This is a genomic window from Mesorhizobium sp. B3-1-7, from assembly GCF_006439385.1.
GTDB lineage: Bacteria > Pseudomonadota > Alphaproteobacteria > Rhizobiales > Rhizobiaceae > Mesorhizobium.
The window spans coordinates 40,732-66,015 of record NZ_VFTL01000004.1; the positions used below are offsets into that span (position 1 = coordinate 40,732).

23 protein-coding genes are annotated in these 25,284 nt (G+C 64.6%); 9 read left to right on the forward strand and 14 right to left on the reverse strand.

Annotated features, from left to right (window positions below):
- The first annotated feature begins 112 nt into the window (after positions 1-112).
- Positions 113-790: an MIP family channel protein gene (locus tag FJ417_RS04530; protein ID WP_140643940.1), complete on the forward strand. Its 678-nt coding sequence runs from the start codon at positions 113-115 to the stop codon at positions 788-790.
- A 67-nt stretch (positions 791-857) separates the two neighbouring features.
- Here the strand turns inward: FJ417_RS04530 and katG are convergent, their stop codons facing one another.
- Positions 858-3,071, reverse strand: coding sequence for a catalase/peroxidase HPI (gene katG / locus FJ417_RS04535; protein WP_140782628.1), 2,214 nt, complete (start codon positions 3,069-3,071; stop codon positions 858-860).
- Between the two features lie 174 nt (positions 3,072-3,245).
- On the opposite strand from katG, the gene FJ417_RS04540 reads away from it, so the two are divergent.
- Entirely contained in the window at positions 3,246-4,154 is a 909-nt protein-coding gene (locus FJ417_RS04540; RefSeq protein WP_140782629.1) for a hydrogen peroxide-inducible genes activator, read from the forward strand.
- A 54-nt stretch (positions 4,155-4,208) separates the two neighbouring features.
- Here the strand turns inward: FJ417_RS04540 and FJ417_RS04545 are convergent, their stop codons facing one another.
- The 6 genes from FJ417_RS04545 to hisS all read right to left on the reverse strand — a co-directional run bounded on the left by FJ417_RS04545 (position 4,209) and on the right by hisS (position 11,438).
- Complete coding sequence (locus FJ417_RS04545; protein WP_246687398.1) at positions 4,209-5,276, reverse strand: calcium:proton antiporter; 1,068 nt, start codon at positions 5,274-5,276, stop codon at positions 4,209-4,211.
- 130 nt (positions 5,277-5,406) lie between these two features.
- Positions 5,407-6,030 carry a poly-gamma-glutamate hydrolase family protein gene (locus FJ417_RS04550; RefSeq protein WP_140782631.1) on the reverse strand — a complete coding sequence of 208 codons (624 nt, stop codon included), beginning with the start codon at positions 6,028-6,030 and terminating at the stop codon, positions 5,407-5,409.
- 10 nt (positions 6,031-6,040) lie between these two features.
- On the reverse strand, positions 6,041-7,807 hold the full coding sequence (locus tag FJ417_RS04555; RefSeq protein ID WP_140782632.1) for an AMP-binding protein: 1,767 nt from the start codon (positions 7,805-7,807) through the stop codon (positions 6,041-6,043).
- Positions 7,808-7,940: 133 nt separating this feature from the next.
- Positions 7,941-8,639: an ATP phosphoribosyltransferase gene (gene hisG / locus FJ417_RS04560; RefSeq protein ID WP_140782633.1), complete on the reverse strand. Its 699-nt coding sequence runs from the start codon at positions 8,637-8,639 to the stop codon at positions 7,941-7,943.
- Complete coding sequence (locus tag FJ417_RS04565; RefSeq protein ID WP_140782634.1) at positions 8,636-9,754, reverse strand: ATP phosphoribosyltransferase regulatory subunit; 1,119 nt, start codon at positions 9,752-9,754, stop codon at positions 8,636-8,638. The genes hisG and FJ417_RS04565 overlap by 4 nt, the downstream gene beginning before the upstream one ends.
- Before the next feature lie 178 nt (positions 9,755-9,932).
- A complete protein-coding gene (hisS, locus tag FJ417_RS04575) occupies positions 9,933-11,438 on the reverse strand; it encodes a histidine--tRNA ligase (RefSeq protein ID WP_140782636.1) in 1,506 nt (501 codons plus the stop codon).
- Between the two features lie 215 nt (positions 11,439-11,653).
- Between hisS and FJ417_RS04580 the strand changes: the two genes are divergently transcribed.
- Together FJ417_RS04580 and FJ417_RS04585 are read left to right on the forward strand one after the other, a co-directional pair.
- Positions 11,654-11,881, forward strand: coding sequence for a hypothetical protein (locus tag FJ417_RS04580; protein WP_140654032.1), 228 nt, complete (start codon positions 11,654-11,656; stop codon positions 11,879-11,881).
- A gap of 27 nt (positions 11,882-11,908) precedes the next feature.
- A complete protein-coding gene (locus tag FJ417_RS04585) occupies positions 11,909-12,292 on the forward strand; it encodes a hypothetical protein (RefSeq protein ID WP_140709118.1) in 384 nt (127 codons plus the stop codon).
- A 40-nt stretch (positions 12,293-12,332) separates the two neighbouring features.
- On the opposite strand, the gene FJ417_RS04590 is transcribed toward FJ417_RS04585, so the two are convergent.
- Positions 12,333-12,971 (reverse strand): DNA-3-methyladenine glycosylase I, encoded by a 639-nt coding sequence (locus FJ417_RS04590; protein ID WP_140782637.1) that lies wholly within the window; start codon positions 12,969-12,971, stop codon positions 12,333-12,335.
- 211 nt (positions 12,972-13,182) lie between these two features.
- On the opposite strand from FJ417_RS04590, the gene FJ417_RS04595 reads away from it, so the two are divergent.
- Both FJ417_RS04595 and FJ417_RS04600 read left to right on the forward strand, forming a co-directional pair.
- Entirely contained in the window at positions 13,183-13,923 is a 741-nt protein-coding gene (locus FJ417_RS04595) for a L,D-transpeptidase (RefSeq protein WP_140782638.1), read from the forward strand.
- 373 nt (positions 13,924-14,296) lie between these two features.
- Positions 14,297-15,217, forward strand: a complete 921-nt coding sequence (locus tag FJ417_RS04600; protein ID WP_140782639.1) for a bifunctional 5,10-methylenetetrahydrofolate dehydrogenase/5,10-methenyltetrahydrofolate cyclohydrolase — start codon at positions 14,297-14,299, stop codon at positions 15,215-15,217.
- Here the strand turns inward: FJ417_RS04600 and glcF are convergent, their stop codons facing one another.
- The 4 genes from glcF to FJ417_RS04625 all read right to left on the reverse strand — a co-directional run bounded on the left by glcF (position 15,218) and on the right by FJ417_RS04625 (position 21,026).
- On the reverse strand, positions 15,218-16,543 hold the full coding sequence (glcF, locus tag FJ417_RS04605; RefSeq protein ID WP_140782640.1) for a glycolate oxidase subunit GlcF: 1,326 nt from the start codon (positions 16,541-16,543) through the stop codon (positions 15,218-15,220).
- 9 nt (positions 16,544-16,552) lie between these two features.
- Positions 16,553-17,770: an FAD-binding protein gene (locus FJ417_RS04610; RefSeq protein ID WP_140782641.1), complete on the reverse strand. Its 1,218-nt coding sequence runs from the start codon at positions 17,768-17,770 to the stop codon at positions 16,553-16,555.
- 274 nt (positions 17,771-18,044) lie between these two features.
- Positions 18,045-19,541, reverse strand: a complete 1,497-nt coding sequence (locus FJ417_RS04620; protein WP_140782642.1) for an FAD-linked oxidase C-terminal domain-containing protein — start codon at positions 19,539-19,541, stop codon at positions 18,045-18,047.
- Between the two features lie 162 nt (positions 19,542-19,703).
- The gene (locus FJ417_RS04625; RefSeq protein ID WP_140782643.1) at positions 19,704-21,026 is read right to left on the reverse strand and encodes a DUF3422 family protein; all 1,323 of its coding nucleotides are present in this window, start codon (positions 21,024-21,026) and stop codon (positions 19,704-19,706) included.
- A 207-nt stretch (positions 21,027-21,233) separates the two neighbouring features.
- Here FJ417_RS04625 and FJ417_RS04630 point away from each other — a divergent pair, with 207 nt between their 5' ends.
- The 3 genes from FJ417_RS04630 to FJ417_RS04640 all read left to right on the forward strand — a co-directional run bounded on the left by FJ417_RS04630 (position 21,234) and on the right by FJ417_RS04640 (position 24,076).
- Positions 21,234-22,037, forward strand: a complete 804-nt coding sequence (locus tag FJ417_RS04630) for an FCD domain-containing protein (RefSeq protein ID WP_140782644.1) — start codon at positions 21,234-21,236, stop codon at positions 22,035-22,037.
- Positions 22,038-22,058: 21 nt separating this feature from the next.
- On the forward strand, positions 22,059-23,195 hold the full coding sequence (locus tag FJ417_RS04635) for an alpha-hydroxy acid oxidase (protein ID WP_140782645.1): 1,137 nt from the start codon (positions 22,059-22,061) through the stop codon (positions 23,193-23,195).
- Positions 23,196-23,308: 113 nt separating this feature from the next.
- Positions 23,309-24,076, forward strand: a complete 768-nt coding sequence (locus FJ417_RS04640) for a metallophosphoesterase (RefSeq protein ID WP_140782646.1) — start codon at positions 23,309-23,311, stop codon at positions 24,074-24,076.
- Between the two features lie 43 nt (positions 24,077-24,119).
- Here the strand turns inward: FJ417_RS04640 and FJ417_RS33775 are convergent, their stop codons facing one another.
- The gene (locus FJ417_RS33775; RefSeq protein ID WP_263481599.1) at positions 24,120-24,251 is read right to left on the reverse strand and encodes a hypothetical protein; all 132 of its coding nucleotides are present in this window, start codon (positions 24,249-24,251) and stop codon (positions 24,120-24,122) included.
- Positions 24,252-24,543: 292 nt separating this feature from the next.
- Positions 24,544-25,242: a type 1 glutamine amidotransferase gene (locus FJ417_RS04650; RefSeq protein WP_140654012.1), complete on the reverse strand. Its 699-nt coding sequence runs from the start codon at positions 25,240-25,242 to the stop codon at positions 24,544-24,546.
- Between the last annotated feature and the right edge of the window lie 42 nt (positions 25,243-25,284).

Here is a 25,284-nt window from a genome sequence, read left to right on the forward strand (position 1 = left end):
AGCCGACCTGCTTAACCTCCCAGCTTTGCAAGTGTTGTCCACAGGAATACTCTTCCACCAGTGATTCGCGGCGCGGGAAACGCGGTTTGGCGGGTCCGACAAGGAGAGGGCAATGAAGACTTATCTGGCAGAAGTTCTCGGCACATTTTTGTTGGTGTTCATCGGCACCGCCTCCGTGGTCACGGGCGGTTTCGGCGGCGCGCTGCCGCTCGGACAGGAAGGCATCGGCCTGGCGTTCGGCATCGGTCTGATCGCCGCGGCCTATGCGATCGGCCCGATCTCGGGCGCGCATCTCAATCCGGCGGTGACGCTGGGCGTGTTCCTGGCGGGGCGGATGCCGGCCAAGGATGTCGTCCCCTACTGGATCGCGCAGGTCATCGGCGCCATCATCGCCTCGCTGGCGCTGTGGATCATCGTATCGGGCCAGGCTGGCGGCCACACCGGCGGCTTCGGCGCCAATGGCTGGGACGAGACGAAATGGGGCATGAGCTCGGCCTTCCTGTGGGAGCTGATCGGCACCTTCACCTTCGTCACGGTGATCCTCGGCGTCACCAACGCCAAGCACACCACCGCCTTTGCCGGCCTGGTCATCGGCCTGACGCTGGCGGGGATCCACTTCGCCATGATCCCGGTGACCGGCACCTCGGTCAATCCGGCGCGCTCGATCGGCCCGGCGCTGTTTTCGGGCGGTGCTGCGCTCAGCCAGCTCTGGCTGTTCATCGTCGCGCCGCTGATCGGTGGAGCGATTGCCGGCGTGGTCGCCAAGGCCGGCATCTTCGAGAAAGACTGATAGCTCTGGATAAATGCAAAAAAGGCGCGGGCATGACCCGCGCCTTTTTCGTTGGGAGGATGCGATCTTACTTCGTGGCGATGTCGAAGCGGTCGGCGTTCATCACCTTGGTCCAGGCCTTGACGAAATCCTTGACGAACTTCGCCTTGGCGTCGGCCGAGCCGTAGACCTCGGAGAGCGCGCGCAACTGCGCGTGCGAGCCAAAGATCAGGTCGGCACGGGTGCCGGTCCACTTCACTTGCTTGGTCTTGCGGTCGCGCGCTTCGTAGACCTCGTCCGAGCCCGGCTCTGAGCCGGCCGCCGGATCCCACACCGTCGCCATCGAGAGCAGATTGACGAAGAAGTCATTGGTCAGCGTGCCCGGCCTGTCGGTGAAGACGCCATGCTTGGAGCCGCCGGCATTGGCGCCGAGCACGCGCAGGCCGCCGACCAGTACGGTCAGTTCGGGCGCCGTCAGCGTGAGGAGTTGGGCGCGGTCGACCAGCATCGCTTCGACCGACATCGGCAACCGACCGCGAGCATAATTGCGGAAGCCATCGACCTTCGGCTCCAGGGCAGCGAAGGAGGCGACATCCGTCTGCTCCTGCGAAGCGTCCATGCGGCCCGGCGTGAAGGGCACCGTCACCTCGGTGCCACCGTCCTTCGCCGCCTTCTCGATCGCGGCGGCGCCGCCGAGCACGATGAGGTCGGCGAGCGAGACCTTCTTGCCGCCGGCCTGCGCGGCGTTGAACTCCTTCTGGAGAGCTTTCAGCTTGGCCAGCACCTTTGCGAGCTGGGCCGGCTGGTTGACCTCCCAGTCCTTCTGGGGCTCAAGCCGGATACGGCCGCCATTGGCGCCGCCGCGCTTGTCCGAGCCGCGGAAGGTCGAGGCCGAAGCCCAGGCGGTCGAGACCAGCTCCGAGACCGAGAGGCCGGAGGCCAGGATCTTGGCCTTGAGCGAAGCGATGTCGGCCTCGCTCACCAGCTCATGGTCGATCGCCGGGATCGGATCCTGCCAGATCAGCTCTTCCTTCGGCACGAGCGGACCCAGATAGCGCACGACCGGGCCCATGTCGCGGTGGGTGAGCTTGAACCAGGCGCGGGCGAAGGCATCGGCAAACTGTTCCGGATGCTGGTGGAAGCGGCGCGAGATCTTCTCGTAGGCCGGGTCGAAACGCAGCGCGAGGTCGGTGGTGAGCATCGCCGGCGCGTGACGCTTGGAGGGGTTGTGCGCGTCCGGAACGGTGCCGGCTCCGGCGCCGGCCTTCGGCGTCCATTGATGGGCGCCGGCCGGGCTCTTCGTCAGCTCCCATTCGTAATTGAACAGGTTGTCGAAGAAGTTGTTGCTCCATTTGGTCGGCGTCGTCGTCCAGATGACCTCGAGGCCCGAGGTGATGGCGTCGCCGGCGATGCCGGAGGCGTATTTGCTCGACCAGCCGAGGCCTTGCGCCTCGATGCCCGCGCCTTCGGGCTCGGCGCCCACCAGCGAGGCGTCACCGGCGCCATGGGTCTTGCCGAAGGTATGGCCGCCGGCGATCAGCGCCACGGTTTCCTCGTCGTTCATCGCCATGCGGCCGAAGGTCTCGCGGATGTCGCGCGCGGCGGCGATCGGATCCGGCTTGCCGTTCGGGCCTTCCGGGTTGACGTAGATGAGGCCCATCTGCACGGCGCCGAGGTGGCCGCTCAGTTCGCGGTCGCCCGAATAGCGCTCATCGCCGAGCCACTTGGTTTCGGAGCCCCAGTCCACGTCCTGCTCCGGCTCCCACACGTCGGCGCGGCCGCCAGCGAAGCCGAAGGTCTTGAAGCCCATCGATTCCAGCGCGACGTTGCCGGTGAGGATCAGAAGGTCGGCCCACGAAATCTTGCGGCCGTATTTCTGCTTGACCGGCCACAGCAGCCGGCGCGCCTTGTCGAGATTGGCGTTGTCCGGCCAGCTGTTCAGCGGCGCGAAGCGCTGCTGGCCGGCACCGGCGCCGCCGCGGCCGTCGCCGATGCGATAGGTGCCGGCGCTGTGCCAGGCCATGCGGATGAAGAGCGGCCCGTAATGGCCGAAGTCGGCCGGCCACCAATCCTGCGAATCTGTCATGACCTTGGTGAGGTCCTTGACCACCGCATCGAGGTCGAGGCTCGCGAACTCCTTGGCGTAGTCGAAATCTTCGCCCATCGGGTCCGACAGGTTCGACTGCTGATGCAGGACGGCAAGGTCGAGCTGGTTCGGCCACCAGTCACGGTTGGTCCGGCCGGCGGATCCATGCGCCACTGGGCATTTGCCAGCGCTGTTATCGTCGGTTTTGGCGTCCATCTTAGTCTCCGATTCTGCAGAGGTTTTTGCCGAGGTTGAATTTTGCCGAGGTTGATTTTTCCCGAAATTCTCGGGGGCGGCCGCTGGCCGCGCCAACCTGGAATGATTCCAGACTAGGCCGGCCAGCCGATAAAGACAAATTGCCTTTCCTGTTTCATTTGATAGGATTTTCTTATGATTGGCCTTACCGTCCGACAGATGCAGTATTTCGACGCGCTGGCGCAGACGCTGCATTTCGGCCGCGCAGCGAAGCTTGCCGGCGTCAGCCAGCCGGCCCTTTCCGCGCAGATCGCCGAGATGGAAGAGCGGCTGAACTGCCTGTTGTTCGAGCGCGGCGGCAAGACGGTGCGCATGACCGACGAGGCGCTTGCCCTGCAGCCGCGTATCGAGCGCATTCTGGCCGAAATACGTGACGTCGAGACGACTGCCCGGCGCGGCCGCCCTACCATGGAGGGACGCTTCCGGCTGGGCATCATCCCGACGGTCGCGCCCTACCTCCTGCCGCATGTGCTGCCGGAGTTGAGAAAGCACTACCCTTCCCTCCAGCTCGAACTGCGCGAAGCGGTGACCGCGTCGCTGGTCGAGGACGCGACGTCCGGCCGGCTCGACGCCTTCATCGCGGCCTTGCCGCTTGAGCAGCCGAAAATCGTCACCGAAGAACTGTTTCCCGACCGCTTCTTCCTCGCGGTTCCCGCCGGCGATCCGGCCTTCGCCTCGCCGCCGGTGCCGCCCGAGAGCCCGGCGCTTGAGCGGCTGATGCTTCTGGAGGAAGGCCACTGCCTGCGCGAGCAGGCCCTGGCCGTCTGCGGCAATGTGCGGCCGGTGGCGATGGCAAGCTACGGCGCGACCAGCCTGACGACGCTCCTGCAGATGGTGGCGCATGGGCTCGGCGTCACGCTGGTGCCGGAAATGGCGGCAAGTGCCGCCGGGGTCATGCCGGATCTGAGGATCGTGCCGTTCCAGGAGCCGATGCCGCAGCGCATGATCTGCATGGCCTGGCGCAAGAACAAGGTGCGCCAGGACGAGTGCGCGGAACTGGCGCGGATCATACGCGGGCTGGATCGGGCGGTGCTGAGGATGTGAGGCGCCTTTCGAGGCGCTTTCTATCCCTGCGCCTGATGGCAGGCTGCAACCATTTCACGGCACAAAGATCAGGAACACATAGGTAAAAAACACCACGACATGCACCATGCCGGTCAGGAACGTCGTTCTTTCGGTGCTGAAGCTGACGCTGCATATGAAAAGCGCCAGCACCAGAAGCACGGCATCGGAGGCCGGAAGCCCCAGGGTCAGCCCCCTGCCCGTCAGCAGGCTGGCGGCCGCGACCGCCGGTATCGTCAAGCCGATCGTGGCGCAGGCCGAGCCCATCGCGACGTTCAGGCTGCGCTGTAGCTCATTCTTGAACGAGGCGCGGATCGCCGAGATCGCCTCCGGCATCAAAACCAGTGCCGCGATCATTGCTCCCACGATGCTGTCGGCCTGGGTCACCTTATAGGCCGCGAGCGCATCCTCCACGCTCGCGGCGACCTGCTCTGCGAGCAGGACAATGCCGATGAGCCCGCTCAGCAGCAGCAGGGCGCTGACGAAAATGCTGTCGTGGGAGGCGGTTCGCATCGGAACGTCGTGCGCCTGTCCCTGGACGAAGTCCTCCCGGTGCCGGACGGTCTGGGCAAACACGAAGCTCGCATAGAGAAGCACCGAAAGGACGCTGACGAAACCAAGCTGAGCCGCCGAAAACGTGCCGGGACCCGTGGCCTGGGTGTAGGTCGGAAGAATAAGCGTCATCACGGTCAACGCGATCAGAACCGACAGGTAGGCGCTTGTCCCTTGCCGGAGGATCGCCTGCTTGCGATAGCGCCAGCCGCCAAGCGTGAGACATATCCCGACAACGCCAGTGGAGGTGATCATCACCGTCGAGAAAACGGATTCGCGCGCCAGCGTGGGGTTGTTTGCTCCATGCAGCATCATCGAGACGATGATCGACACTTCGATTGCCGTCACCGCAAAAGTCAGCACCAGCGTTCCGTAGGGCTCCCCTATGCGCCGGGCGAGCGCCTCGGCGTGGTCGAGCACCACGAAAATGGTGGTGAACATGATGGCGCTCGACAGCGCTCCAACCAGTATCCTGGCGTTCAGCGACCCTTCGTCGACCGAAAGGCCGCCGGCCCTGACCGCGAGAGCCATCACCAGCGCGGCCAACGGCATCGTGTAGGAAGTCACCGACCGCCCGTAACCAGTCATTCAAGCCCCCGAACGCCACGCGTTTGCGCGAACTTAGCGGAAAAGCGCGTGGGGAGCACCTCTCATGGGCATCTTTGCCCGCCAAGCGCACCGTTCAAAACACGATTGAGGACCGGGCATCATTTCTGGCGTCGAATGCCTCGATGGACTTGCGAACCGCCCCACAGAATCTTTCCAGAAGTTCCGACTCGTTCCCCATTCGACGGCGCAGCGAGAAGGGCACTTCCAGCTGTGCGCCTTTGCCCGTCAGTCCTCGGTTGACGATGTTCGAATCCTGGATACCCGGAAACGGATGGTTATCCTTTTTTGTCTGGAAGCCGGCCTCCTGCAGACGCCAGGCTATCTCTGAAACCAACGCGGCGTCCTTGCCGCCCATGTAGACTGTCGCGAGATCATCCCGATCCTGGCGACCGTGGATAGCAACGACAGTGGACTTCGTCCGCAACAGTTCCAGCGCGGTTGCCTCGTCAAAGTTCCTGGATGTTATGTGCAGCTCCCGGTTGCTTTCCGGCATGAGCCCTTCAAAGCAATACATATCGAGATCGCCCCCTGCTATCGTCTCGGTGATCAGGGAGGTGCGGGGCTCGATCTTGCCGCCATGCGGGGCGATGACGATGGCACTGCCGGTTCGCGCGCCGCGCCGGACGACTATGCGATAATCTATGTTTTCGATTTTGGCGGCTTTCAGCGCCGCAAAATTTGGAAACTCGTTGTCCATAAATGCCGTTTCACGTCGTCTTCTGCGCCACCAATCCCAATTCCTCCGCCATCGCCTCGCGCATCAGGAATTTCTGTGGCTTGCCGGTCACCGTCATCGGCAGCTCGGTGCGGAAGCGGATGTAGCGCGGCACCTTGTAATGCGCGATCTGGCCGGCGCAGAAAGCCTTGATCTCCTCGGCGGTGGCGATCTGGCCGGGCTTCAGCACGATCCAGGCGCAGAGCTCCTCGCCATATTTGTCGTCGGGAATGCCGAAGACCTGAACTTCCTTGATCTTGGGATGGCGATAGAGGAATTCCTCGACCTCGCGCGGATAAACGTTCTCGCCGCCGCGGATGACCATGTCCTTCACCCGGCCGACGATGTTGCAGTAGCCCTCGGCGTCGATCGTGGCGAGGTCGCCCGTGTGCATCCAGCCGTCGGCGTCGATCGCCTCGCGGGTCTTGTCGGCGTCGTCCCAATAGCCCTTCATCACCGAATAGCCGCGCGTGCAGAGCTCGCCAGGCTCGCCGACCGCGGCGGTGGCGCCGTCGGTGCCGATCGCCTTGACCTCGACATGCGGGTGGATGCGACCGACGGTGGAGACGCGCTTTTCCAGCGGATCGTCGACGCTGCTCTGGAAGGAGACGGGACTGGTCTCCGTCATGCCATAGGCGATGGTCACTTGCGCCATGTGCATGAGCGAGACGACCTTCTTCATCACCTCGATCGGGCATGGCGAACCGGCCATGATGCCGGTGCGCAGGCTGGAGAGATCGAAGCTGGAAAAATCGACATGGTCGAGCATGGCGACGAACATGGTCGGCCCGCCATAGAGGCCGGTGCAGCGCTCCTGCACGACCGCTTTCAGCGTCGCGCCGGCATCGAAGCCCTCGCCCGGGAAAACCATGGTGGCGCCCTTGGAGACGCAGCCCATCGTGCCCATCGACATGCCGAAGCAATGGTAAAGCGGCACCGGGATGCAGAGCCGATCGTCGACGGTGAGCCTGATCGCCGAAGTGACGAAATTGCCGTTGTTGACGATGTTGGAGTGGGTCAGCGCCGCGCCCTTCGGCGCACCCGTCGTGCCGCTGGTGAACTGGATGTTAATGGCGTCGCCGGGCTTCAGGCCTTCGGAGATGCGGTCGAGGCTGTCATGTTCGTCACGCCCGGCCATGGCCAGCACATCGCCGAAATTGAACATGCCGGGCGAATTGTCGTCGCCCATCCGGATGACGATCTTCAGCGCTGGCAGTTTCTTAGCCTTGAGCTTGCCGGGCTCGGCGGCGGCGAGCTCGGGCGCAAGCGTTCCGATCATGCCGAGATAGTCGGATGTCTTGAATTGGGCGGCGGTGACGAGCGCCTTGCACCCAACCTTGTTGAGGGCATATTCGAGCTCGGTCAGCCGGTAGGCCGGGTTGATGTTGACGAGGATCAGGCCGATGCGCGCGGTGGCGAACTGCGTCACCAGCCATTCCCAACGGTTCGGCGACCAGATGCCGACGCGGTCGCCTTTTTCCAGACCCAGCGCCAGAAAGCCGGCGGCCAAGGCGTCGACCGCGTCCGAGAGCTCGCTCCAGGTGAAGCGCTTGTCCTGGCCGACGAAAACGGCGGCGTCGAGCGTGGCGTATTTGCTCACCGTTTCGGAAAACAGTTCGGGAATGGTCTTGTCGAGCAGGGGCACCAAGCGATCGCCCGATACATGCGCCTTGCCGCCCAGCGGGGCAATGAAGGTGCCGCCGGCGCCGCGCCCGCGCAGATTGGTGGCGTTCATGAGCTCGTCGAGTTTGATCGCCATCGCCGTCTCCTCCCGAGATGATCGAGCCTATCAGCCCGCAAAGGCGGTGGAAACCCGCCGAAGGTAGAGGTGGCTAAAGCTCTTTGACGCAATTCCGGACGGAAAACCGCTTCACACTTTTCCTGAAATTGCTCTAGGCGACCAGCGCGCCCATTTTTGCGGCAATGTCGCGCAACTGCGCCTCGTCGGCTGCATCTCGAGACTTTTTCGATGCCACCAGGCAGGCCTGCGACTTCAGGATCGTGCCGTCGCCCAGCACCTTGAGGTGGTTGGCGCGCAGCGTCGAGCCGGTGGTGGTGATGTCGACGATGACGTCGGCCAGTCCCGCCGCCGGCGCGCCTTCGGTGGCGCCGAGGCTTTCGACGATGCGGTAGACCTGGATGCCGTGCTTGAGCGAAAAGAACTGCTGCGTCAGCCGCCAGTACTTTGTAGCTATCCGCAAGCGCCGGCCGTGGCGCTGGCGGAAATCGGCGGCGACATCGTCGAGGTCGGCCATGGTATCGACATCGAGCCAGATGTCGGGCACGGCGACCACGACATCGGCATGGCCGAAGGCGAGACGGGCGACGATCTCGGCGCGCGCTTCCCAATCGGCGAGGTTCTCGCGCAAAAGGTCCTCGCCGGTGATGCCGAGATCGACCGCGCCCTGGCCGATCTCGCCGGCGATCTCGGACGCGGACAGGAAGGCCACCTCGACATCGTGGAGGCCGTCGATGCGGGCACGGTATTTGCGGTCGTCCTCAGGTAGCGTGACGGCCAGGCCGGCCTTGGCCAGCACTTCGAGCGACTGTTCCTTGAGACGGCCCTTCGAGGGGATCGCCAGCGTGATCATTTCGCGCTCTCCCGCAAGGCTTCGATACGGTCGAGCCAAACCGAAAAGCCGACGCCGGGGATCGGCTTCTTGGCGCCGAGCAGCGTCAGCAGCCGGTCGTAGCGGCCGCCGCCGGCCAGCGGGCGGTCGCCGTCACCGGCGGCAATCTCGAAGACCAGGCCGGTATAGTAATCGAGCGGACGGCCGAAGGCGGCGTCGTAGCGGATTTGCGCCGAGGACAGGCCATGCGCCTCGATCGCCTCGGCGCGGGCGGCGAAATTCTCCAGCGCCGGTCCCAGCGACAGGCCGGCATCGGCGGCGAATTTCTCGAGCGCCGCGGTCGCGCCGCTGAGCGCGACGTCGATCTCGAGAAAACCTTTCAGCGCCGAAAACGCCTCGTCGGACAACCGCACGCTGCGCAGTTGCGCTTTCTCGATCAGGCGCCGCGCGATGTCGGCAGGCGCGCGGCCGGACGATGCCGACAGCCCGGCCTCCTCGATGCCGGCAGAGATATGCGCGGCGAGGCCTTCCGCGTCGCCGTCGAGCGCCAGCAAGGCGACCGGACCGGAGAGTTGGCTGTTGCGCGGCGGATTGGCGAGATCGGCGAGCGCTGCTTCCAGCATCGGCGCCGAGCCGAAGGCGCGCGCAAGGCGCATGCGCCAGCCGCGCGGCAAGCCGAGCGCGGCGAGCACCGCTTCGAACAAAGTCTGGTCGCCGAGCGTGACGGCAAGTGTCTGGCCGGGCAGCACCAGCGAAAGCAGCGCATGCGCATCGGCCAGCGAGCGGGCATCGGCGGCGGCCGTGTCGCGATCGCCGAGGTCCTCGATGCCGGCCTGGAAGAATTCGTTGCCGCCCTCGCGGCGCTGGCGGAACACCTCGCCCAGATAGGAGTAGCGGCGCGGCGTTCCGGCCTGGCTGGCGATGTGGTCGAGGCAGACCGGAATGGTGAATTCGGGCCGCAGGCACAGCGTCTTGCCGGTCTCGCTTTCGGTCAGGAAGATGCGCCGGCGCAGGTCCTCGCCCGCCATGTCGAGGAACGGATCGGCCGGCTGCAGCACGGCGACTTCCACGGCGTGGGTGTCGCGGATGGCGAAGAGTTTGACGATGTCGGCGGCGATGACGGGACGGGTGGTCATTGATAGGTAGGGCGCGAGGCACCCCCCTCTGGCCTGCCGGCCATCTCCCCCGCAAGGGGGGAGATCAGCAGTTTTGGGCTCGGCTCCCATTCTCCAACGCTGGAGATTGGCGAAAGCATACGCGACATCCAATCTCCCCCCTTGCGGGGGAGATGTCCGGCAGGACAGAGGGGGGTGTTCAAGCGCCACCCTTCGCGCGATCAGCAGCCTGCCCCGCGAGTATCTTCTTCACCTCGCCAACCAGTTCGCCTTCCGCCACCGTCACCTGCGCCGGCCGTGCCGCCCGCCATTCGGCATTGTCGGTGATCTCCGCCGACATGCGGGCGCCTTCGATCAGGTCCTTGATCTGCACTTCGGCCTTGGCGCGCTCGTCGCCACCCTGGATGATGGCGACCGGGCTGCCGCGGCGGTCGGCATATTTGAGCTGCGCCTTCATGCCAGCGCCGCCGAGATACATTTCGGAGCGGATGCCGGCGGCGCGGAGGTCGGCGACCATCTTCTGGTAGCGGCCGAGGCTTTCCGTATCCTTGTCCATGACCAGCACCACGACGGGCGCGATGACATCGGAGACGTCGAGCTTGCCGAGGTTCTTCAGCGCCGTCATCAGGCGTGAGACGCCGATGGAGAAGCCTGTCGCCGGCACCGGCTCGCCGCGAAAGCGCGAGACCAGCCCGTCATAGCGGCCGCCGCCGCCGACCGAGCCGAAGCGCACAATCTGGCCTTCGTCGTTGGGGATCTCCGCCAGCAGCTCGGCCTCGAAGACCGGGCCGGTGTAGTATTCGAGGCCGCGCACGACGGACCGATCCATCACGACGCGGTCTTCGCCATAGCCTGCGGCCCTGACCAAAGCCTCGATCGTTGCGAGCTCGCCGACGCCTTCCTGATAGACAGCGTTGGCATTGACGTTTGAATCCTGGGCCGTCTGGCCGTTCCTCGCGGTTGCAAGAAGCACCGCTTCGGCCTGTTTGTCATTCAACCCGGCGCCCTTGGCGAAATCGCCCTCGCCTTCCTTGCCGCCATCCCAGCGCCCTGGACCGAGCAGCAACCTCACGCCTTCCGGCCCAAGCTTGTCCAGTTTGTCGATGGCGCGCAGCACCGTCAGGCGGCGGCCGGCATTCTGGTCGCCGCCAAGGCCGATCGCCTCCAGCACGCCGTCGAGCACTTTTCTGTTGTTGACACGGATGACGTAGTCGCCGCGCTTGATGCCGAGCGCTTCCATGACATCGGCCATCATCATCGCCATCTCGGCATCCGCCGCCACACCGGGCGTGCCGATCGTATCGGCGTCGAACTGCATGAACTGGCGGAAGCGGCCGGGGCCGGGCTTCTCGTTGCGGAACACCCAGCCGGAGCGATAGCTGCGATAGGGTTTTGGCAGCTTTTCAAAATTCTCGGCGACGAAACGCGCTGTCGGCGCGGTCAGGTCGTAGCGCAGCGACAGCCACTGGTCGTCGTCATCCTGGAAGGAAAAGACGCCTTCGTTCGGCCGGTCCTGGTCGGGCAGGAACTTGCCGAGAGCATCGGTGTATTCGATCATCGGCTGGTCGACCGGCTCGAAGCCATAGAGCTCATAGACCGAGCGGATGGTCGCCATCATCTTCTCGACGGCGCGGATGTCTTCGGCGCTGCGGTCGGCAAAACCGCGCGGCAGCCGCGCTTTCGTCTTTTCCGATTTGTCGGCCATGGAGGTTTCCAGTCAGTGGTGACTTACTTCGAGCGCGCGTTTCCTAAACGATGCGGCTTGGAGCGGCAAGGGTTAGCGCCTTCCCTTCTCCCCTTGCGGGAGAAGGAAGAACTGAAACATATCCCGCCAAAAACGAAACAATTCCGCCACCGGCGCGGCATGCTGCCGACACAATCGACGACCATAAAGCGCGTCGAAACAAGGGGTTCGGGGCCATGACGACGGCTGAAGACATGATCGAGAGCGGCAGGTCGGCCAGGCTGCGGCCCGCCGGCAGCACGCTGAAGCCGGCACAGCAGCCGGCCGGACCGTTCGAGGCTGCGGCGGCCAAGCCGAGCGCCCGCGACGCGCTGGTGACTGGCCTGCTGGTGATCTATCCGGCCTTCGCGGCCGTGGCGGCTATCATCGCCGGGCTGTTCCTGGCCGGCGCCGGCAGCGTCTGACTTTCATTCAACGATCGGGGGATCATCATGCAGTTGCGATTTGCAGGCGCGCTTGCAGGCGCGCTTTTCTGTGGCATGCCCGTTGCCGCCAACGCGTGCCAGCCGGGCGATGCCCGTCTTGCCGGCCATTATTACCTGAACGGCGTCATGGAAGTCGGTTCCGAGCTGCTTTTGAAGAAAGACGGCAGCTTCGAATTCGCGCTCGCCTATGGCGCCAACGACCAGTACGGCAAGGGCTGCTGGGTGAGGAAGGGCTCGACCGTCGAGGTCATCCCGGCCGGCCGCAGCTCCGCCTCCACGCATCACACGCCCGACGACAGCGGCTTCAGCGGACTGGTGCTGACGGTGTCCGGCTCGAGCCTTGTCTGGGACATCAACGGCAGCGGCCATAAGGGCAGGTTCGAGAAGTGAGCCTTCTCCTTCTACCCTTGTGGGAGAAGGCAAAAGCGCCCTACTTCGGCCTCTTGAGCCTCTTGCGCTCTTTCTCCACCTCCGCCCGGCAGTAGCAGCCTTCGAGATGGTCGTTGACCAGGCCCATGGCCTGCATGAAGGCGTAGACGGTGGTGGGACCGACAAAGCTCCAGCCGCGCTTCTTCAACTCCTTCGATATCCTGACCGACACGGCCGTCGTCGGATTGGCGCGCAGATGTGCGAGGTCGACGATTTCGGGCCGCTCCTGCGGATCCGGCTCGAACTTCCAGAACCACGCGGCCAGGGAGCCGAACTCGTCCACCATCTCGCGGGCGCGTTTTGCGTTGTTGATGGTCGAGACGATCTTGCCGCGATGGCGGATGATGCCGGCATTCCCGAGCAGGCGTTCGACATCCGTGTCGGTGAACGCCGCCACCTTGTCGAAGTCGAAACCGGCGAAGGCCTCGCGGAAATTCTCGCGCTTGCGCAGGATGGTCAGCCACGACAGGCCCGACTGGAAGCCTTCCAGGCAGATCTTTTCGAACAGCCGGCGATCATCCGTTACCGGCCGGCCCCATTCGTGGTCGTGATAGTGGAGATAGTCCGGCAGATTGCCGTGCCAGAAGCAGCGCGCCTTGCCGTCGGGGCCGTCGAGAATACCGGCATGTTCAGTCGCCATCGCTACCAAATCCGTTCGTTAACGCGCCTCGGCGCCAAGTTTACGGTGGCTTTACCAGATTCCTGAACCGGCCGGTAACCACACCAAAAGGTTTACTGACAAAGCGGCATTTTACGCATTCCGATTCATGCTTTGCTTGCCGCTGCGCGCCAGGATCGCGAAGCCGAGGCCCTCCCCGCCCGGACGAGTTCGACGATCAAGGTGCGTTCCGATGAAGACAGCGTTTTGTTCCCTGCTTGGCGCGGTGGCCATTCTTGCCGCCGGCGCCACGACCTCCCTTGCCAATGACCGCTATGCCGACATGCCGCCGGTCATGGTGAGCCCCGACCTTTCGGCGCCCTGGGTGCTGCAGCTTGGCCGTGCGCCGGGCATCGTGCGCCCGGCCCGGCAGGCAACGCAGCAGCCGCTGCGCCGCCTGTTCGAGGCGCAGCCCGACCGGCAGCGCACGGCGGCAGTGCAGCAGCCGGCCAAACGCATGGTGATGCGGCCACAGATCAACCCGATCTACCTGCCGCAGGAAGTCGCCTATGACGGGCCGGCGAAGCCGGGTACCATCATCATCGATACGCATCAGAACTTCCTTTTCCTGGTCGAGAAGAACGGCAAGGCGCGGCGCTACGGCGTCGGCACCGGCAAACCGGGCTTCGAATGGTCGGGCACGCACAAGATCACCGACAAGAAGATGTGGCCGGACTGGCGCCCCCCGGCGGAGATGATCAAGCGCGAGGCGGCCAAGGGCCGTTACCTGCCGACCTACCTGGCCGGCGGCATCGAGAACCCGCTCGGCGCGCGCGCGCTCTATCTCGGCACCACCGAATACCGCATCCATGGCACCAACCAGCCCTGGACGATCGGCGGCGCGGTGTCTTCCGGCTGTATCCGCATGCGCAACGAGGACGTCGTCGACCTTTACGAGCGCGTCAATGTCGGAACCACGGTCGAGGTGATATAGTCGCAGCGAATCAGCCGGTTAGACGGCGCAGCGCTTTTAGTCTCCTGCTGTTGCCGCCAAGTCATAGTACGATCCCGCGGGATGTGCTTAAACCGATGACAGAGTTTACGGGGGACGGGCCGTGTGGGGATACGGCCGGTCGCGAAGGGGCAGCGCGGGCAATCGCGCTGCCCTTTTCATTTTTTGAGTTTTTCTTCTGATGCAGGGCGCGGCAAGTCGCCCCGAAAGCAGGCGGTTTCGCTTTCGGGGCTGATTTCCCGGCGCTCCTCTGCTATTGCAGCGCACAAAATCTTAGTTGTTACGCAATTCCAGACAGAAAGCCGCTCCCGCGCCTGTCCCCTGAATTGCTCAGAGAAGGCAAAAGGTGCCAGCCATGACCCGGACCGACGACAGCCGCTACCTGAAAGGCGGCCCGGTCGCCCAGCGCATCATCGCTTCCGTTCGCGAGGACGCGGCGATCGCCACGGCCGAAGGTTTTCCGCCTAAGCTGGTTTCGATCACCGTCGGCGATATCGCGGCGGTCGATGTCTATGTGCGCAACCAGCGCGCCAAGGCAGCCCTTGCCGGCATCGGCTTCGAGGAGCGGCGCTTCGCCGCCGACATCACCGCCGGCGAGCTGGAGGCCGCGATCCATGGCCTCAACGCCGACCCGCGCGTCACCGGCATCATCATCCAGCGGCCGGTGCCGGCGCATATCCCGATCAAGACGCTGCAGGCGGCGGTGCATCCACTGAAGGACGTCGAGGGCATGCATCCGGCCTCGATCGGCAACATCGTCTACAACCAGCTCGACCTGGCGCCCTGCACCGCGGCGGCCTCGGTCGAACTGCTGAAGGAGACCGGCCTCGAGCTCAAGGGGCTCGAAGTGGTCGTCGTCGGCCATTCCGAGATCGTCGGCAAGCCGATCGCCTTTCTGTTGATGAGCGAGGGCGCGACGGTGACGGTGTGCCACCACATGACGCGCTCGCTGGCGGCCCATGCGCGCCGCGCCGATGCGCTGTTCGTCGCCGTCGGCAAGCCCAGGCTGATCAAGGCCGACATGGTGAAGCCGGGCGCTGCCGTCATCGACATCGGCATCAACTCCGAGGTCGGACCTGATGGCGAAACCCGTATCGTCGGCGACGTCGATACCGACAGCGTCAAGGAAGTGGCCTCCTGGATCACGCCGGTGCCGGGCGGCGTCGGCCCACTCACCGTCGCGATCCTCTTGCGCAACACCATGGTGGCGCTCAACCGCCAGCGCGCGCTCTACCGCGCGACCTACGGCGTGCCGGATCAACTCGCGGCGGAATAGTTATTCCGCGGCGATCAAACCGCTGTCGGAAACGCCTTCCGGCTTCGGACCGCCATAAGCCCAGTCGAGCAATTTGACCGTGTGCACCACCGGCAGCTTCGCGGCGGAGGCGATCTGGGTGATGCAGCCGATATTGCCGGTGGCGACGATTTCCGCGCCTGTCGCCTCGATGTTTTTCACCTTGCGGTCGCGCAGCTTGGCGGAAATCTCGGGCTGCAGGATGTTGTAGGTGCCGGCCGAGCCGCAGCACAAATGCCCCTCGCGCGGCTCGCGCACGACGAAGCCCGCCTTGGTGAGAAGCTCCTTCGGCTGGCGCGTGATCTTCTGTCCATGCTGCATCGAGCAGGCAGAGTGATAGGCGACGACCGTGCCCGGCTTGCGCACCGGCTCCGGCAGGTCGAGCGCGGCAAGATATTCGGTGACGTCTTTTGCGAGAGCCGAGACGCGCGCGGCCTTTTCGGCATAGGCGGGATCGAGGCGCAGCATGAAGCCATAGTCCTTGATGGTGGTGCCGCAGCCCGACGCGGTGATGATGATGGCGTCGAGGCCACCCTGGTCGATGGCGCGCGTCCAGGCATCGACATTCCGCCTCGCCGAGGCAAGGGCCTGATCCTCGCGGCCCATGTGGTGGACCAGCGCGCCACAGCAGCCCTCGCCTTCCGGCACCACGACCTCGACGCCCAATCTTGTCAGCAGGGAGATGGTCGTATCGTTGATCGCCGGATCGAGCACGGATTGCGCGCAGCCGGTCAGGATCGCCACGCGACCACGCCGTATGCCTTGCCCGGCATGCGTGCCCGGTTTCGCCATCGGCGATGCCGGCGGGATCGACGCGGGTGCAAGCTTCAGCATCGCCGCGACCGGTTTCAGCGCCGGCAGCTTTTCGAACAAGCCGATGAACGGCCGGCCGAGCCCGGCAAGCTTCAACGCGGCGCGGAAGCGGGTCGGGTAAGGCAGCACGAAAGCCAGCATGGCGCGCGTCAGCCCGTCGAGCAGCGGCCGTTTGTAAGTCTCCTGGATATGCGCGCGGGCATGGTCGACCAGATGCATGTAGTTCACGCCAGAAGGGCAGGTCGTCATGCAGGCAAGACAGGACAGGCAACGGTCGATATGGGTGACGATCTCCTTGTCCGCCGGCCGGCCGTTCTCCAGCATATCCTTGATGAGGTAGATGCGGCCGCGCGGTGAATCCAGCTCGTTACCAAGCGTCACATAGGTCGGACAAGTGGCGGTGCAGAAGCCGCAATGCACGCATTTACGCAGGATCTTCTCCGATTCCGCGACATGTGGATCGGCGAGCTGCGCTGCTGAGAAATTGGTCTGCATGTCGCGGTCCTAACCCATGCGGCCGGGATTGAAGATATTCTTCGGGTCGAACTCAGCCTTGAGCCGCGCCGACAATGCCGCGAGATGCGGCGGCTGCGGCTCGAACGCCGGCAGCGCCGCACGGTGCGGGGCGGACGCCCGCACCAGCGTCGCGTGGCCGCCGCCATGCTTGCGGATCAAGCCGCGCAGTAGCTCGGCCTCCGGATCGCCCTCGCGCATCGACAGCCACACCAAGCCGCCCTGCCAGTCGTAGAAGGCATCGACCGCCGCCTGCATGCGCAGAGCCATCACCATGTGATGCGCCTCAGACGGCGCCATCGACACGCGCCAGACCGGCCGCGCGCCGCCATCGGCGAAGGGTGCGCAGTCGCGGATATCGCGCCAGATCGTCTTCGACGCCTCGCCCGCGATCTCTTCGAGCGGACCCGCCTTGCCGAGCAACTGCTTCAACGCCTCGATGCGGTAGACGACCGAAGGCCCAAACCCCTCGACCCGCAGCAGCGTGGCGGCATCGCTGCCGTGCTTGCCGCTGGCGACCTTCGCGGCGATGCGCTCCGGCAGATGCGCAGCGCTCGACACTTCGGCGCTGAAGCCGAGCGCCAGCGCCATGGCCGCGACGGCCGCATCGTCGAGCAGACCGCGGATGGCCAAGGTCACTTCTGTTTCGGCCGCCGGCAGGACCTTGAAAGTCACGTCGGTCAGCACGGCGAGCGTGCCCCAGCTTCCCGCCATCAGCTTCGACAGGTCGTAGCCGGTGACGTTCTTGACCACGCGGCCGCCCGATTTGAACGCCTCGCCGCGCCCCGAAACAGCGGCAACGCCAAGGATATGGTCGCGCGCCGCGCCCGACTTGAGACGGCGGGGACCGGAGAGGTTCGAAGCCAGCACGCCGCCGATCGTGCCGTTCTTGCCCCTTTGGCCCGGCTCGCCGCCGAGCAACGGGCCGTAGTCCATCGGCTCAAACGCAAATTGCTGGCCGTTTTCGGCAAGCAGTTTTTCGAGTTCGGCGAGCGACGTGCCGGCGAGGGCCGACAGCACCAGTTCGGCCGGCTCGTAGAGGGTGACGCCGGTGAGCTTGGAGAGGTCGAGTGTATGCTCGGTCTGCAGCGGACGACCGATGCCGTGCTTCGAGCCGTGCCCGAGGATTTCCAGCGGCGTTTCTTCCGCCGCTGCCCATTGGACCGTGGAGAGGATTTCGGCGGAAGTGGATGGAGTGAAGGTGGTCATCGCTCCAGTTCCTCGCGCCCCGCAAAGCGGGGGAGAGGTGACTCGGGCGAAGCCCGAGACGGCGACAGGCCGCGTTCCTTCGCGCCCCCCTCTGTCCTGCCGGACATCTCCCCCACTTGGGGGGAGATTGGCAATTTTTGCCGCCGCGCCTCCCTTGCAACGTCGAAGATTGGCGAAGGCTGCGATGACAGCTGATCTCCCCCCAAGTGGGGGAGATGTCCGGCAGGACAGAGGGGGGCGCGAAGGAACGCAGTCATCCGAAATTGACCGCCCATCAAAACCTCGGAATATCCGGAAACGCCACCTGTCCGCGATGCACATGCATCCTTCCCAGCTCCGCACACCGGCGCAGTTGCGGAAAAACCTTGCCGGGGTTGAGCAGATGATTGGGATCGAAAGCGCATTTCACCCGCATCTGCTGGTCGAGGTCGACCTGGTTGAACATTTCCGGCATCAGGTCGCGCTTCTCGACGCCGACGCCGTGTTCGCCGGTCAGCACGCCTCCGACCTCGACGCAGAGCCGTAAGATGTCGGCGCCAAAGCTTTCGGCCTTGTCGAGCTCGCCCGGGACGTTGGCGTCGTAGAGGATCAGCGGGTGCAGATTGCCGTCGCCGGCGTGGAAGACATTGGCGACGCCCAACCCGTATTTCTCGGAAAGGTCGCGCATGCCGGCAAGCACCCTCGGCAGTTCCTTGCGCGGGATGGTGCCGTCCATGCAGTAATAGTCGGGCGAGATGCGGCCGACCGCCGGGAAGGCCGCCTTGCGGCCGGCCCAGAAGCTCAGCCGTTCCTGTTCCGACTGCGAGATGCGGCAGGTGGTCGAGCCATTGCGATAGGCGATCGCCTCGACCAGTCCGATCAGGTGATCGACCTCGACACTCGGGCCATCGAGCTCGACGATCAGCAGCGCCTCGACATCGAGCGGATAGCCGGCATGGACGAAATCCTCCGCCGCGTGGATCGCCGGGCGGTCCATCATCTCCATGCCGCCCGGGATGATGCCGGCGCCGATGATATCGGCGACGCACTGGCCGCCCTCTTCGCTGTTCGGAAAGCCGATCAGCAGCGCGCGCGCCGTCTCCGGCTTCTTCAGGATGCGCACCGTCACCTCGGTGACGACGCCGAGCAGGCCTTCGGAGCCGGTCATCACGCCGAGCAAGTCATAGCCTTCCTGGTCGAGATGGCTGCCGCCGAGGCGCACCACCTCGCCATTCATCAGCACCATCTCGATGCCCAGAACATTGTTGGCGGTGAGCCCGTATTTCAGGCAGTGCACGCCGCCGGAATTTTCCGCGACGTTGCCGCCGATCGAGCAGGCGATCTGGGAGGATGGATCGGGGGCATAGTAAAAGCCCTCCTGCTCGACGGCGGTGGTGATACCGAGATTGGTGACGCCGGGCTGGGCGACCACGACGCGGTTTGGATAGTCGATCGCCAGGATGCGGTTGAAGCGGCTCATCACCAGCAGCACGGCATCTTCGAGCGGCAGCGCGCCGCCCGATAGCGAGGTGCCGGAGCCGCGCGGCACGACGCGAATGTTGCGCTCGTTGCAGTATTTGAGGACGCGGGAGACCTGCGCCACCGTCTCCGGCAGCACCACGACCAGCGGCAGTTGCCGATAGGCAGTGAGGCCGTCGCTTTCGAAGGCGCGCATTTCATTGGCTGCGTCGACAACCCCCTCGCCCGGCACGATGATGCGCATGTCGGCGACGATCTCGGCGCGGCGGCGCATCGTTTCGGCATCTGGCTTGGGCATGGCTAGGCCGGACATCGGGCAGCCTCATCTGGCTTTGACTGGTCAAAATCTTTTACCAGCCTGACGCATCCGTTGCAAACGCTGCTTTGGTCGCGCTCCACGCCAAGCGTAACCGCAAGCTTCCGCAGCGGCAATCTGCCGCTGCGGCCTGGGTCGCGCTAGATGAAGCCTGGCCGCTTATTCGCCTGGATGCTTCGCCGGCTCCGAATGCATCTTGCGTACGCGGCGCACGCCCCACCATACAAGCAGGATGGCGACCGGCACGGAGGCGGCAGTGACGACTTCGGGCGCGAAAGCGTGCCCGAAGATCGAGGCGCCCTTGGCGACATAGCCGATAAGGCCGACGACATAGTATGAGACGGCGGCGACCGAGAGGCCTTCGACCGTCTGCTGCAGGCGCAGTTGCAGCCGGGCGCGGTTGTTCATCGAGGCGAGCAGGTCGCGGTTCTGCTTCTCCACTTCGACGTCGACCCAGGTGCGCAGCAGTGTGGTGGCGCGGGTGAGTTTTCGCGACAGGTTCGCCTGGCGCTCCTCCACCGAGCGGCAGGTGCGCATGGCCGGCGCCATGCGCCGCAAGAGGAAGCCCGCCCAGGTGTCGTAGCCTTGCACCGGCTCTTCATCCAGCGCTTTGAGCCTTTCGGTGACGATGCCGTCATAGGCGCGGCTGGCGCCGAAACGATAGAGGCTGGATGCTGCGTCGGCCTCGAGCTCCGCGGCAAGTTCGGTAAGATCGGCGAGCAGCGTCTGGCTGTCGCGGGTTTCGACCGCCTTCATTTCCAGCGTGGTCTGCGCCAGGCGGTCCTCGATGCGGCGGGCGCGGCCGGACAGCGTCAAGGCCATCGGCAGGCCAAGCATGGCGAGCGTGCGATAGGTCTCGATGTCGATCAGGCGCTGCGACAAGGCGCCGGTGCTGGCCGGCGTCAGGCCGCGATCGAGCACCAGCATGCGCGTCAAGCCGTCGCCGTCCTGGCGGAAATCAGTGACGATGGCGGCGGCGCCCCGCTCGACCAGCGAATAGCACAGGCTGGTCGGGTCGAAGCCGGCAGCCAGTCTTTCGCTCGTCTGCGTCCATTTGCGGATTTCGAGGCGGATGCCCGAAATCACGGTGCCCGGTGGCGAAAAACCGTTGCCGAAGGGCGAATCCTCCTGCGCCCGGCCGTTTTCGGCCAGCGGCCCTTCCCAAAGATAGGTCGAGAATTCCGTATGCCGCTCCCAGCGCAGCGTGCCCTTGCCCCATTTCATGGCATGGTGGCGCGCATTGCGCTCGGGCGCGGCGATACCCAGCCGCCGCGACAGCTCCGAAAGCACGGCATGGTCGACAGCGGCGCCGCCCTCGGTCATGAAGGAAAGCTGGATCAGCACGCGCGGTTTTTCGATCAGCGGGTGCGGACGCGCATGGACTTCGCCCAGCGCGCCAGGCCGCCCCTCATGCGCCGGGAAGCCCATCACGCTGCCTTGGGCGCGCGGCTGGAATTCGAGTTTGGACGTCTCGTCCGACACGGCTGGTCCCCCTGGTTTCGACCCATCGTGCAATCCGGTCGTCTTGCGGCAATCGGCGGGACGCGTAAACAGCAAATATTGGCGTCCGGGGAGGCTGACGCGCGGCGAACTCTGCGACCAGACGGGACGAATTGGATAAATAATTTGACCAGTTGGCGACAGAGGCTTTAATCTGGATCATCTCCGTCCCGTTCTCCAGGCGTCCCTTTGAGCGACATTTTTTCCAGGATCGAACATTCGCGCACCGCCGACGAGGTGGTGCAGCAGATCGAGAGCCTGATCCTCGAAGGCGTGCTGCGCACCGGCGACCGGCTGCCCGGCGAGCGCGAGCTGGCGCGACAGTTCGAGGTGTCGCGGCCAATCCTGCGCGATGCGCTGAAGGCGCTGGAAGGCCGCGGGCTGCTGACGACCAAGGCCGGCGGCGGCACGCATGTCGCCGACGTCATCGGCCAGCTCTTTACCAAGCCGGTGACGGACCTTATCTCCACGCACCGCAAGGCGGTGACCGACTATCTGGAATACCGGCGCGAGATCGAGGCGGTGGCGGCCGAATATGCGGCGCGACGGGCAACGCCGGAGGATCTGGCCCTGCTCGACGGCATCATGGCGCGCATGGACGAGGCGCACCGGACCGGCGATTTCGACGACGAGGCGGAAATCGACGTCGAGTTCCACCATGCGGTGTGCGAATGCGCGCACAACATCATCCTGCTGCACACGCTGCGCTCCTGTTACCGGCTGCTCTCCGAGGGCGTGTTCCAGAACAGGCTTCTGGTGTTCGGCGTGCCCGGCGCGCGCGAGGCACTGCTCGAGCAGCACCGTGCGATCCATACCGCGATCAAGACCGGCGATCCGATCGCGGCGCGCAAGGCGGCGATGGACCACATCACCTATGTCGAACGCTCGATGGCGGAAGCCGAGCGCAGCGGCGACTGGCAGCGCGTGTCCAGGCTGCGCCTCAGACAGCGCTCGGACGCCGGCGACATCGAACCCACACGAAAACGCTCCTAAGCACAGATTAGCGGGACAACCATGAGCGAAATCCTCACCATCGCCGACCTCAAGGACCTGGCACGCCGCAGGGTGCCGAAGATGTTCTTCGATTACGCCGATTCCGGCGCATGGACGGAGAGCACCTACCGGGCCAACGAAGAGGATTTCGGCAAGATAAAGTTCCGCCAGCGCGTGCTGGTCGACATGAGCAACCGCTCGCTGGAATCGACCATGATCGGCGAGAAGGTGGCGATGCCGGTGGCGCTCGCCCCGACCGGGCTTACCGGCATGCAGCATGCCGATGGCGAGATGCTGGCGGCGCAGGCGGCGGAAGCGTTCGGCGTTCCGTTCACGCTATCGACCATGAGCATCTGCTCGATCGAGGATGTCGCCTCGGTGACCAAAAAGCCGTTCTGGTTCCAGCTCTACGTGCTGCGCGACAAGGATTTCGTGCTCAATCTGATCGACAGGGCCAAGGCGGCGAAATGCTCGGCGCTGGTGCTGACGCTCGACCTGCAAATCCTGGGACAGCGCCACAAGGATATCCGCAACGGGCTTTCGGCACCGCCCAAGATGACGCTTGCCAACATCATCGACCTTGCGCTGAAGCCGCGCTGGTGCCTGGGGATCGCCGGCACATCGCGCCGCACCTTCCGCAACATCGTCGGCCACGCCAAGGGCGTCGGGGACGTCTCTTCGCTGTCGTCCTGGACGAATGAGCAGTTCGACCCGCAGCTGTCGTGGAAGGATGTCGCCTGGATCAAGGAGCGCTGGGGCGGCAAGCTGATCCTGAAGGGCATTCTCGACAAGGAGGACGCGCTGATGGCGGCCGAGACCGGAGCGGACGCGATCGTGGTCTCCAACCATGGCGGGCGTCAGCTCGACGGCGCCGCCTCCTCGATCTCGGTGCTGGAAGAAATCGCCGATGCGGTCGGCGACAAGATCGAAGTCCATATGGACGGCGGCATCCGCTCCGGCCAGGATGTGCTCAAGGCGCTCTGCCTCGGCGCCAAGGGCACCTATATCGGCCGTCCCTTCCTCTACGGCCTCGGCGCGATGGGCAAGGATGGCGTCACCAAGGCGCTCGAAATCATCCGCAAGGAAATGGACATCACGCTGGCGCTCTGCGGCAAGCGGCTGGTGACCGACATGGGCAAGGATCAGCTTCGGCGCTAGCGCGCGGCGAGCGCCTCATCGCGGACATGGCAAGGATAAGCTGCAGCGCTAGGGCGTTGTTCATCGATTGGTCCTAGCTTGCGCGCGGCGACCAACACGAAAAGATAGGTTCCTTGACCGAAACCGGCATCCACTACCTCGACGCAAGCGGGCCGGAAGGCATTCGGCTTTACGCCATCGGCGATGTGCATGGGCGGCACGACCTGCTCGCCGCCATGCACCGGCGCATCGAGAGCGAACTGGAATATGCGCCCGCGTCCGACTGGCGCATCATCCATCTCGGCGACTATGTCGACCGCGGGCCGGATTCCAGAAGCGTCATCGATTTCCTGATCGAGGCGCAGAAACGCGATCCGCGCAACATCATGCTCGCCGGCAACCACGACATCGGCATGCTCGAATTCCTTGCCGATGCCGAGCCGGACGGCCTGTTCATGAATTACGGCGGCGTGCAGACGGCGCAGTCCTATGGCGTGGATCTGCTGCGCGACGGCCATTGGTTCGGCAAGGCGGAAGCGATCGCGCGGGGACATATGGCCCTGGTGAAAGCGGTGCCGCGCAGCCATGTCGACTTCCTGCAATCGCTGGCTTTTTCGGTGAGTTTCGGCGACTTCTTCTTCTGCCATGCAGGGATAAGGCCGGGCGTGCCGCTCGACCGTCAGAGCCAGCAGGACCTGATCTGGATCCGTGATGCCTTCCATGACCACCCCGGTCTCTTTCCCAAGGTGATCGTGCATGGGCACACGCCGGTACCCGAGGCCGAGGTCAGGGCCAACCGCGTCAATGTCGACACGCTTGCCTGGAAATCCGGAACGCTGAGCGCGCTCGCCATCGATGGCGGCGACAAACGCATCATCGCCGTGCAGGGAAAAGCGCTTTAGGCGCTACCCCCCGGCGCGGACGTGCCTCAGATTTTGTCCGGATCTAGTTCAGCGAGGCGGTGACGCCGTAGCCGTCGACGGCCCGGTGGTTGGTCGCTGCGTCGGCGGCATAAATGCCCAGGCCGCAGAGCACGATGGCAGACAGCATGACAAAAGACAGGAGAGCTGCTTTCACGGACGTCATCTCTGGTTAAGCTTTCTGCATCTGGGCACGAGGCGGTTACCAATGCGTTGAAACGATAAAATGCGTCTCAATGTTTCGACGATTTCGCGCTTCTAAGCAGATTCTGTATCGCCGGTGTGTCGGCTGGATCACACAAAAGGTTCATGGCGGTTGCACCGACGATACAAAGCGCGCCCTCTTAGGCGAGCGGCCGGACACAAACCAAGAAAGAAGAATGTTGTCCCCAGGCGGAAACCAGCAAGCGTGCCAATTATGCCACGCCTCGTCCAAGGATGGGCTTGGATCAGATCGTGGCCACCCAGGCGCGGGCAATTGCCAGCCCGGCAGCGTCGGCGTCGGCGCCATTGCGGGCGAGCTCGTCGTCGAGCCGGTCGTTCCAGTCGGGATGGCGCTCGGCGATCATTGCAGCGAAGGACGTGCTCCAGTCGCGCACCATCGGCGTATCCGCCTCGAAGTGGAACTGGAAGCCATAGACGGCGCGGCCGAGGCGGAAGGCCTGGTTTTCGGCGACTGAGCTGCCGGCCAGCCGCACGGCGTTTTCCGGCAGGCCGAACGTGTCGTCATGCCATTCGAAGATCGGAAATTTCTCGGGCAGCGCCGCCAGGACCGGGTCCGATTTGGCGGCCGGCGTCAGCGACACCTTATGCCAGCCGAACTCGGTGGCGCCGCCGATCTGGTTGGCGCCGCCAAAGGCGCGCGCCACAAGCTGGCTGCCAAGGCAGATGCCGAGCACCGAACGATCCTTGTCGGCGAAATCGCGGGTCAGGTCGAGCAATGCAGGGAAGTAGGGGCAGATCTCGTCGTCGAGCGCGTTCTGGGCGCCGCCCAACATCACCATGGCGTCATGCTCGCTGCTGTCCTGCGGCAGCGCTTCGCCGTGGTAAGGCTTGCGCAGATCGATGTCGGCGCCGGCTTCCACAAGGGCCGCGCCGATCTGGCCAAGGCCCTCATTGTCGAAATTCTGGACGACCAAAACCCGCATCGAAAACCTGCTGACATGAAAATGCTGGGGCGAGCGATATCA

Excerpts from the sequence above, each read along its gene's own strand:
- FJ417_RS04530 (WP_140643940.1), top strand. The coding sequence starts at position 113 with ATGAAGACTTATCTGGCAGAAGTTCTCGGCACATTTTTGTTGGTGTTC.
- katG (WP_140782628.1), bottom strand. The coding sequence starts at position 3,071 with ATGGACGCCAAAACCGACGATAACAGCGCTGGCAAATGCCCAGTGGCG.
- FJ417_RS04540 (WP_140782629.1), top strand. The coding sequence starts at position 3,246 with ATGATTGGCCTTACCGTCCGACAGATGCAGTATTTCGACGCGCTGGCG.
- FJ417_RS04545 (WP_246687398.1), bottom strand. The coding sequence starts at position 5,276 with ATGCCGTTGGCCGCGCTGGTGATGGCTCTCGCGGTCAGGGCCGGCGGC.
- FJ417_RS04550 (WP_140782631.1), bottom strand. The coding sequence starts at position 6,030 with ATGGACAACGAGTTTCCAAATTTTGCGGCGCTGAAAGCCGCCAAAATC.
- FJ417_RS04555 (WP_140782632.1), bottom strand. The coding sequence starts at position 7,807 with ATGGCGATCAAACTCGACGAGCTCATGAACGCCACCAATCTGCGCGGG.
- hisG (WP_140782633.1), bottom strand. The coding sequence starts at position 8,639 with ATGATCACGCTGGCGATCCCCTCGAAGGGCCGTCTCAAGGAACAGTCG.
- FJ417_RS04565 (WP_140782634.1), bottom strand. The coding sequence starts at position 9,754 with ATGACCACCCGTCCCGTCATCGCCGCCGACATCGTCAAACTCTTCGCC.
- hisS (WP_140782636.1), bottom strand. The coding sequence starts at position 11,438 with ATGGCCGACAAATCGGAAAAGACGAAAGCGCGGCTGCCGCGCGGTTTT.
- FJ417_RS04580 (WP_140654032.1), top strand. The coding sequence starts at position 11,654 with ATGACGACGGCTGAAGACATGATCGAGAGCGGCAGGTCGGCCAGGCTG.
- FJ417_RS04585 (WP_140709118.1), top strand. The coding sequence starts at position 11,909 with ATGCAGTTGCGATTTGCAGGCGCGCTTGCAGGCGCGCTTTTCTGTGGC.
- FJ417_RS04590 (WP_140782637.1), bottom strand. The coding sequence starts at position 12,971 with ATGGCGACTGAACATGCCGGTATTCTCGACGGCCCCGACGGCAAGGCG.
- FJ417_RS04595 (WP_140782638.1), top strand. The coding sequence starts at position 13,183 with ATGAAGACAGCGTTTTGTTCCCTGCTTGGCGCGGTGGCCATTCTTGCC.
- FJ417_RS04600 (WP_140782639.1), top strand. The coding sequence starts at position 14,297 with ATGACCCGGACCGACGACAGCCGCTACCTGAAAGGCGGCCCGGTCGCC.
- glcF (WP_140782640.1), bottom strand. The coding sequence starts at position 16,543 with ATGCAGACCAATTTCTCAGCAGCGCAGCTCGCCGATCCACATGTCGCG.
- FJ417_RS04610 (WP_140782641.1), bottom strand. The coding sequence starts at position 17,770 with ATGACCACCTTCACTCCATCCACTTCCGCCGAAATCCTCTCCACGGTC.
- FJ417_RS04620 (WP_140782642.1), bottom strand. The coding sequence starts at position 19,541 with ATGTCCGGCCTAGCCATGCCCAAGCCAGATGCCGAAACGATGCGCCGC.
- FJ417_RS04635 (WP_140782645.1), top strand. The coding sequence starts at position 22,059 with ATGAGCGAAATCCTCACCATCGCCGACCTCAAGGACCTGGCACGCCGC.
- FJ417_RS04650 (WP_140654012.1), bottom strand. The coding sequence starts at position 25,242 with ATGCGGGTTTTGGTCGTCCAGAATTTCGACAATGAGGGCCTTGGCCAG.